At 37.4% G+C, this 877-nt stretch carries 1 protein-coding gene and 1 pseudogene; both read right to left on the reverse strand.

The genetic code is table 11. From position 1 onward, the window contains the following. A pseudogene (locus tag RTW80_RS26255) lies at positions 1 to 644 on the reverse strand (type IV secretion system protein); the annotation flags it as partial. 9 nt (positions 645 to 653) lie between these two features. Beyond that, positions 654 to 877, reverse strand: a 224-nt coding sequence (locus tag RTW80_RS26260) for an EexN family lipoprotein (protein WP_312721010.1), incomplete at its 5' end; no start/stop codon positions are given.

The raw sequence follows: 877 nt of genomic DNA on the forward strand, positions 1-877 counted from the left end.
CTATTAAACATTTGCCGTAGGAAACCAAACATCAAACACATGATAAATATTGGCGCAGTGACAGAAAGTAATAGTAATGTTAATTCAGCAGCTGCAAATACTATAGAACAAAGCAATAATGCCAAAACACCACCAACATAAGTTAATAAAGCACCAATCCCACCGGCAACAGGCACAGTAGATGTATCTTTATCAAAAATAAGAGTTGCAACTTGTATAACCTTCACCCATAACTGATCCATCCATACCCACGGATCTCCCCCTGCCAATGTATTTTTCAATCCATCAATAGCATCTGTTGCTGATGTAAGTATTCCCCCTGTATTCTTAACAAAAAGCAATATTATGTAAAACCTACAGATATTCCAGATAAAATCAGGTACAGGTGTCTGTTGTTTCCTTGCTAATACAGTAAAGGCATACCATAAAACCTACAGAGAAACTCCATATTTACCAAGAGTATAAGCCACATCTGAATATTCACTTAATTTTCCAGATATACTCTTATTGAGAATGTTAAATATAACTTCATGAGTTGTCTGAAAAAAATCAGAATCAAACCCAGGAACACCTCCCGCATTTGCGGGAGAGGTTACATTACCTGATAAATCAGTACCATCCGGTATACCAGTGACAATCCCCATACATCACCCTCAATTTATTGGTAAACCAACCGCCTTTCTCCGTTCAAAAGACAAATGTGCTCGCTTAACGTTCTTACAATTATCAGAATCGCTACCAGACTTCTGACACTCTTCAAATTTTTTGTATGTCTCCTTCGGATGTGCAAGCCACCAATCAACCGATTTTGTTTCTTCAAAACATCCAGAAAGACTAAAAACAGATATAATGACAAGGCCAGCAGTAGCGATACTTT

It is taken from the genome of Escherichia sp. AM3, from assembly GCF_032029835.1.
Classification (GTDB): Bacteria; Pseudomonadota; Gammaproteobacteria; order Enterobacterales; family Enterobacteriaceae; genus Escherichia; species Escherichia coli.